This is a genomic window from Nitrospirota bacterium (assembly GCA_020851375.1).
GTDB lineage: Bacteria > Nitrospirota > 9FT-COMBO-42-15 > HDB-SIOI813 > HDB-SIOI813 > RBG-16-43-11.
Map to the genome: position 1 here is coordinate 25,488 of JADZCV010000032.1, position 6,300 is coordinate 31,787.

Sequence of the window (6,300 nt, forward strand, 5' to 3'; positions counted from 1 at the left end):
ATATAATTATACTTCCTCTGATACAGAGGGCTATCAGGTATTTGACAACAGAAATCCTCTTCTTTTTATTAAACCCGTATAACCTAATTGCAGTATTTTGAAAGGAGAATGAAAATGGGAGAAAACCTTACCCAGAAAATCTTAAAGGAGCATCTGGTTTCCGGCAGTATGGAGTCCGGCAAGTCCATGGCAATCCGGATAGACCAGACACTGACGCAGGATGCCACAGGCACAATGGCGTATCTTCAGTTTGAGGCAATGGGGGTGCCAAGGGTAAAGACAAAGCTGTCTGTAAGTTACGTTGACCATAACACTTTACAGCAGGATTATATGAACCCTGATGATCACCTCTTTCTCCAGAGTATAGCCGCTAAACATGGCATATACTTCTCACGGCCGGGCAATGGCATCTGTCATCAGATACATATGGAGAGATTCGGAGTTCCGGGAACTACTCTGTTGGGTTCGGACAGTCATACCCCCACAGGCGGCGGCCTGGGACAGATTGCGATAGGCGCAGGGGGGCTCGATGTGGCATTCGCCATGGCAGGCAAGCCATTTAACCTGAAGGTGCCTGAAGTGGTAAATGTTCGTCTTACAGGAAAACTGCCTGAGTGGGTCTCTGCAAAAGATGTGATCCTTGAGCTTTTAAGGCGTGTCGGTGTAAAAGGCGGGGTGGGCAAGGTTTTCGAATACTCAGGACCAGGGGTTGCAACACTGTCAGTTCCTGAACGCTCCACTATTACTAATATGGGCGCTGAGACCGGCGCTACAACGTCAATATTCCCAAGTGATGATGTGACTAAGGCATGGTTTGAGAGTCAGGGGCGTAGTAATCAATATGTACCATTATCTGCTGACAAAGATGCGGTTTACAGCGATTCCATAGAAATTGACCTTTCTTCACTGGTCCCTATGGTAGCGGTTGATCCCAGTCCCGGAGATGTAAAAACAGTCGCAGAGCTTGCCGGCATGAAAGTGGACCAGGTTTCTGTCGGAAGCTGTACAAATAGTTCTTTCCGTGACCTTGCAATATTTGCAGAGATACTGAACGGGAAGGTGATACATCCGAATGTTTCAGTAACCGTTTCCCCGGGTTCCCGGTCTGTTTATCAGCAGATAGACAAATCAGGACACCTGGCCATGCTCATAGCCGCAGGCGTTCGTATACTGGAGGCAACCTGCGGACCGTGTATAGGGCAGGGGGCCGCACCTCCAAGTGATGGCGTGACAGTAAGGACTTTTAACAGGAACTTTGCAGGCAGGACAGGTACGAAGACGGCAAAGGCTTATCTGGTCAGTCCGGAGGTTGCAGGCGCTTGTGCAATAACAGGTGTAATGACTGACCCGCGTACCCTTGGAAAGGCTCCTCAGGTAAGGACTACATCTCCGGTTATTGATGACAGGATGATTATTCCGCCTTATTCTGAAGATGCCGCTAAACAGGTAAAGATTATTCGCGGGCCCAATATCGCACCTCTTCCGGAATTCAGGCCTCTTCCTGAAAAAATATCAGGTGAGATATTGCTTTATCTTGGTGATAATATTACCACCGATCATATTCAGCCGGCAGGCAAATACCTTCCGCTGAGATCAAATGTCCCTGAATATGCGCGTAAGGCGACGTTCGTGCAGGTTGATCCGACTTTTGCGAGCCGTGCTGAAGCACTGCGAGACAGTGGTGGATATGGTTTTATCGTTGGAGGCGAAAACTACGGACAGGGGTCAAGTCGTGAACATGCAGGCCTCTGCCCAATGTTCCTTGGTGTAAAGGCTGTCATTACCACCTCCTTTGCGAGAATCCACCTTGCGAACCTTATTAATTTCGGCATCCTTCCGCTTACGTTTGCTAATGCGGCCGACTATGGAAAAATAAAGCAGGGTGATAAGGTAACACTTAATACTTCGGATATCTCTTCTGACTTGACTCTCGTGGTAAATGGAAGCACAGAGATTAAACTGAAACCTGCTTATACGGAAAAGGATATACCCATGCTCAAGGCCGGCGGAGCCCTGGCAATGATCTGATTCAAGGTCTGTTCAAGTCTCTGATTTTTTTAAAGGGGGCAATCTGTAACAAGATTGCCCCCTTTTTTATTCTGTGTGCAATAATTATACATTTGCCAAAAACGATACCATTTCTACACACTCTATTTATTGTTGTTACTATTTCTACACGCCTTATTTCATTAAGCCAGTAACAATCCTTCTGCATTATAATTATAAATATCATTAATATCAACAAGTTACATATTTATTGAGATTTATTGCATATTAATTACTGCATGGCATATATAATGCAAAAATGTAACATAAGACACACAAGATAAGGAGGATGCGTCTCATGAATGAAATCATCAGGACATATATCTTAAGTGTTGAAATGCATCTGCCTACTCAGGATACACTGGCAATTATTAAAAAGATCGTTGGAGCCAATAAGGAGGTTCCGTTTTATATTCAGCCATTCTCCGGGAATGCCTGATGAAAAATCACTGTAATATCTGATACGGAGGTGATTGTATGGATAAGCACATAGAAGAAACACTAAGCCTCAGCCCCCTATATGTGACAATGACTGAAGAGGAGAAGAATACGCTTATCCAGAAAATTATCTCACACCTCGAATATACCCCGGATAACAATCAAAATACTTCAGTTTAAATCTTCCATTTCGCATAAGATCGGGATATAATCTGCCATAAGTATACAGGTTTGCCTTTTACTTATGACATCTAAAAAAGAGTTCCTGAAAAACCTTCCTATGTTTTCCACGCTTTCGGACAAAGATATTATCAGATTGTCTGACATGGCAAAGGAGTTTACTTACAAGAATGGTGAATATGTATTCTACGAAGGGGATTCGCCGGATTGGTTTTGCATAGTAAAAGAAGGTAATATTAAGGCCATCAAGCAGGCTGAGGATGGTAAAGAGATAATAATGCACATGTTCAAGGCTGGTGATACGTTTGGGGAGGTTGCTGTTTTTGACAGGAGGCCATACCCGGCGTCTGCCCTCACCGTGGGACAAACGACGATTATCAAGTTTCATCAGACCCACTGCTTTGAAATCCTTGAGACAATGCCGGATGTAGCCACGAAGTTTCTTCTGACGATGGGGAGGAAACAGAGGGAGTTTGTCAAAAGGATTGAGGCAGCTCTGACGTCGAGGGTTGAGAAGAGGATAGCAAATACACTTTTAAAACTTGCCAGCATGATTGACACAGAGCAGGGAAAGAGCATCAACCTGCATCTGACGCGCAAGGATATCGCAAGCATGGTAGGAACAACAATCGAAACAACCATCAGGATGATGAGCAGACTCCAGAAGGAAGGGGTAATAGAGACCAGGAAGAACGGAATAACGATTCTGAAGCCGGACAGGCTACGGGAGATAAGCGGACAGGAAGACGATGATTGATATGATATATATCATTGTGCCTTTGCAGGCTGAGTGTTAAATTTTACAATGTAAGGAGGGAGTGAGATGACGGGAATAACGAGGGATATGACAGTAAATCAGGTCTTGAAGCTCTACCCTAAGAGTGTTGGCGTGTTCAGCAAATTCAACATTGATGCCTGTTGCGGCGGAAACAGGAGTCTTGAGCAGGCTGCTAAGGAAGATAAGGCTTCTCTGGATGAGCTGATGATGGCGCTTAAACAATGCACGCAGTAGTTAACAAAAGGAGGTGGCAAAATGTCAACAGGAACAAAGACCGTAGAACTTGATGTAAGGGTAATACCGCCAAGGGATAAACATCCAAAGATATTCCAGACATTTGACAGCCTGAAGTCCGGAGAGGTATTGCTGATTATAAATGATCACGACCCTGTACCGCTTAAATACCAGTTTGAGTTCGAGAGGCAGGGCAAGTATGGATGGAAATATATAGAGAACGGGCCTGAGATATGGAAGGTTGAAATAGAAAGGAAGTAACAGGAGATTGGACAGATGATCGAAAAATTGAAGAATATTCCAAAAGAAAAGATAGTGGATCTGGATGTCAGGCCGGAATTGGACGCCGGACGGGACCCGTTTAATCTTATTATTAAAACACTTGGCGGCATGAAAGATGACCAGGCGCTGCACCTGATAATTAATTTTGAACCTGTTCCCCTGTATACTGTGATGAAGATGAAGGGATATTCCCACTCAGCTGAGCAGGCAGGAGGTTTGTGGCATGTCTACTTGTATAAGGAAGGAGAGTCGTCTTCCTCATGTGCCATTAGCGGAGAGGGTGCTTCAGCTCCATCAGAGCCCAGGACACTGGAGATTGATGTTCGCGGACTCGAGCCTCCGGAGCCTATGGTAAAGATTATAGAGATGCTCCCGCAGGTTGGTGTCAATACAACACTTCTCGTACACCATCACAGGGAACCGATGATGCTTTATGACAAGCTCGATCACCTCGGTTTTCAGGCGTCTGCTGAAAAGATAAGTGAGGGTTATTTCAAAGTCAGGATTACAAGGAAGGGATAGGTATTTTCATCAATGAGCACACCGTTTCCAGGAAGCATAGCGACACCCTTTACACCGCCTTTTAAGGTTGTGCGCCTGTACTTTATCATTGCAACTATAACCTTTATTTTCTTGAATGGTCTGATGTTACTAAATTCCGGCTACATTTACGGGTTCCATTTCCAGCCAAGACTGCTCTCTTTTGCACATATAGCCGTGCTCGGGTGGGCCACAATGATTATCATGGGTGCAATGACACAGCTTATACCCGTTATACTTGAAGCATCCCTTTTCAGTGTAAGAATGGCAAAATGGGGTCTGTGGCTGTATGTCCTTGCTGTGATGACGATTACAGGGCATTTCTGGTTTTTTGCCACAAAAGGGGGAGGAATGGCATGGGCTGCAGGCATAGCCTTTTCAGCTGTTATCCTGTTTGTAATAAACGTGGGTCTGACCCTGCGGAAGGTTAAGAGTCTCAATATTACGATAGCACACATCATTGCTGCAATTGTCTATCTGACTGTCGTTGCTACCATGGGTTTATTCCTCGGAATTAATCTGAGCATTCCAATTATAAAGGGCAACCACCTTAACTATATGGCCCTGCATGCTGCTATTGGTTTTGGAGGATGGTTTTCCATGATCATCATGGGGGTCTCGTACAAACTCCTGCCGATGTTCACTCTTTCCTATACCTACAGGACATGGCCTGGCTGGATGGCATTTTCACTGGTCAATCTTGGCATAATTGGAATAATCATCGAGTTTCTGACGAACAGGCCTTTCTACAGTACTTTATTTATTTTATGCGGTCTCATCGCGTTTTCATATCAGGTGATCCTTATCTTGAAAGGGAGGATGAGGAAGGCCCTGGATATTGGTCTTCGCCACGCTGTTATTTCCTATGCCTATATACCGGCCGCAGCTATCCTCGGGGTAGTTATATCTCTGAGCAATATAGCCCCTGAGATACGTCAGCGGATCATACTCATATATGGATTTACAGTGTTGTTCGGTTGCATTACTTTACTGATAATCGGCATGATGTATAAAATTGTTCCTTTCCTTGTATGGTTTCACAAGTACAGCGACAAGGTTGGAAAAGAAAAGGTGCCGCTTTTAAAAGACATGTTTTCAGAGAAACTCGGCCATATACAGTTCTGGCTGCTTAATATAGGAGTGCCGGACGTCATGGTTGGGTTATATCTTGAGAATCAGCTAATCGTAGGAATTGGTTTAACCATCATATTTATATCATCCCTTCTTTTTGGATATAATATGCTTACTGTATTTACACGGAAATAGAAGATGCCGCTTACGGAACAACTAATATTAACTGCATTGAAGCATGTTATTGATCCTGAAATAGGGATTAACATCGTTGATCTGGGTCTTGTCTATGATGTCAAGCTGGATGGCGGTGATGTCATTATAAAAATGACAATGACGACACCTGGATGTCCCCTTCATGAAAGCATTGCGAGGGGGGCGGAGGATGCCGCAAGACAACTGGAAGGCGTATCAACTGTTAAGGTGGATCTTGTCTGGGACCCCCCGTGGACTCCTGACAGAATCAGCGATTGGGCAAGAAAACAATTAGGCTGGAAGTAAACCCCTCAAAAAATCACCCCTCAAATAATTATTGAAAAATAATATGCATTTTGCTATTGTAATGCCGTTTGTGAATCTTTCTTTGCATTTCTGATGAGGAGGGGACCATGGCTACAAAAGAAGCAAGAATCATGTGGACCAAGACTGACGAGGCGCCTGCTCTGGCGACGTATTCACTGCTGCCTGTAGTGCAGTCATTTACAAAGGCGGCTGGCGTGGTAGTAGAGACA

The 6,300-nt window shown here is 44.6% G+C and carries 10 protein-coding genes; all 10 read left to right on the top strand.

Annotation, left to right across the window (positions count from 1 at the left end):
• The first annotated feature begins 114 nt into the window (after window positions 1–114).
• A complete protein-coding gene (locus IT393_07025; GenBank protein MCC7202393.1) occupies window positions 115–2,028 on the top strand; it encodes an aconitate hydratase in 1,914 nt (637 codons plus the stop codon).
• A 316-nt stretch (window positions 2,029–2,344) separates the two neighbouring features.
• Window positions 2,345–2,485, top strand: a complete 141-nt coding sequence (locus IT393_07030) for a hypothetical protein (GenBank protein ID MCC7202394.1) — start codon at window positions 2,345–2,347, stop codon at window positions 2,483–2,485.
• A 38-nt stretch (window positions 2,486–2,523) separates the two neighbouring features.
• The gene (locus IT393_07035; GenBank protein MCC7202395.1) at window positions 2,524–2,664 is read left to right on the top strand and encodes a hypothetical protein; all 141 of its coding nucleotides are present in this window, start codon (window positions 2,524–2,526) and stop codon (window positions 2,662–2,664) included.
• Between the two features lie 64 nt (window positions 2,665–2,728).
• On the top strand, window positions 2,729–3,421 hold the full coding sequence (locus tag IT393_07040; GenBank protein MCC7202396.1) for a Crp/Fnr family transcriptional regulator: 693 nt from the start codon (window positions 2,729–2,731) through the stop codon (window positions 3,419–3,421).
• Window positions 3,422–3,487: 66 nt separating this feature from the next.
• Window positions 3,488–3,676 (top strand): DUF542 domain-containing protein, encoded by a 189-nt coding sequence (locus IT393_07045; protein MCC7202397.1) that lies wholly within the window; start codon window positions 3,488–3,490, stop codon window positions 3,674–3,676.
• 21 nt (window positions 3,677–3,697) lie between these two features.
• Window positions 3,698–3,937, top strand: a complete 240-nt coding sequence (locus tag IT393_07050; protein MCC7202398.1) for a DUF2249 domain-containing protein — start codon at window positions 3,698–3,700, stop codon at window positions 3,935–3,937.
• Between the two features lie 15 nt (window positions 3,938–3,952).
• Window positions 3,953–4,480, top strand: a complete 528-nt coding sequence (locus tag IT393_07055) for a DUF2249 domain-containing protein (GenBank protein ID MCC7202399.1) — start codon at window positions 3,953–3,955, stop codon at window positions 4,478–4,480.
• 12 nt (window positions 4,481–4,492) lie between these two features.
• Window positions 4,493–5,764, top strand: a complete 1,272-nt coding sequence (locus IT393_07060) for a hypothetical protein (protein MCC7202400.1) — start codon at window positions 4,493–4,495, stop codon at window positions 5,762–5,764.
• A gap of 3 nt (window positions 5,765–5,767) precedes the next feature.
• Complete coding sequence (locus tag IT393_07065) at window positions 5,768–6,070, top strand: metal-sulfur cluster assembly factor (protein ID MCC7202401.1); 303 nt, start codon at window positions 5,768–5,770, stop codon at window positions 6,068–6,070.
• A 107-nt stretch (window positions 6,071–6,177) separates the two neighbouring features.
• Window positions 6,178–6,300: NADP-dependent isocitrate dehydrogenase (locus IT393_07070; GenBank protein ID MCC7202402.1), on the top strand; the 123-nt coding region annotated here is incomplete at its 3' end.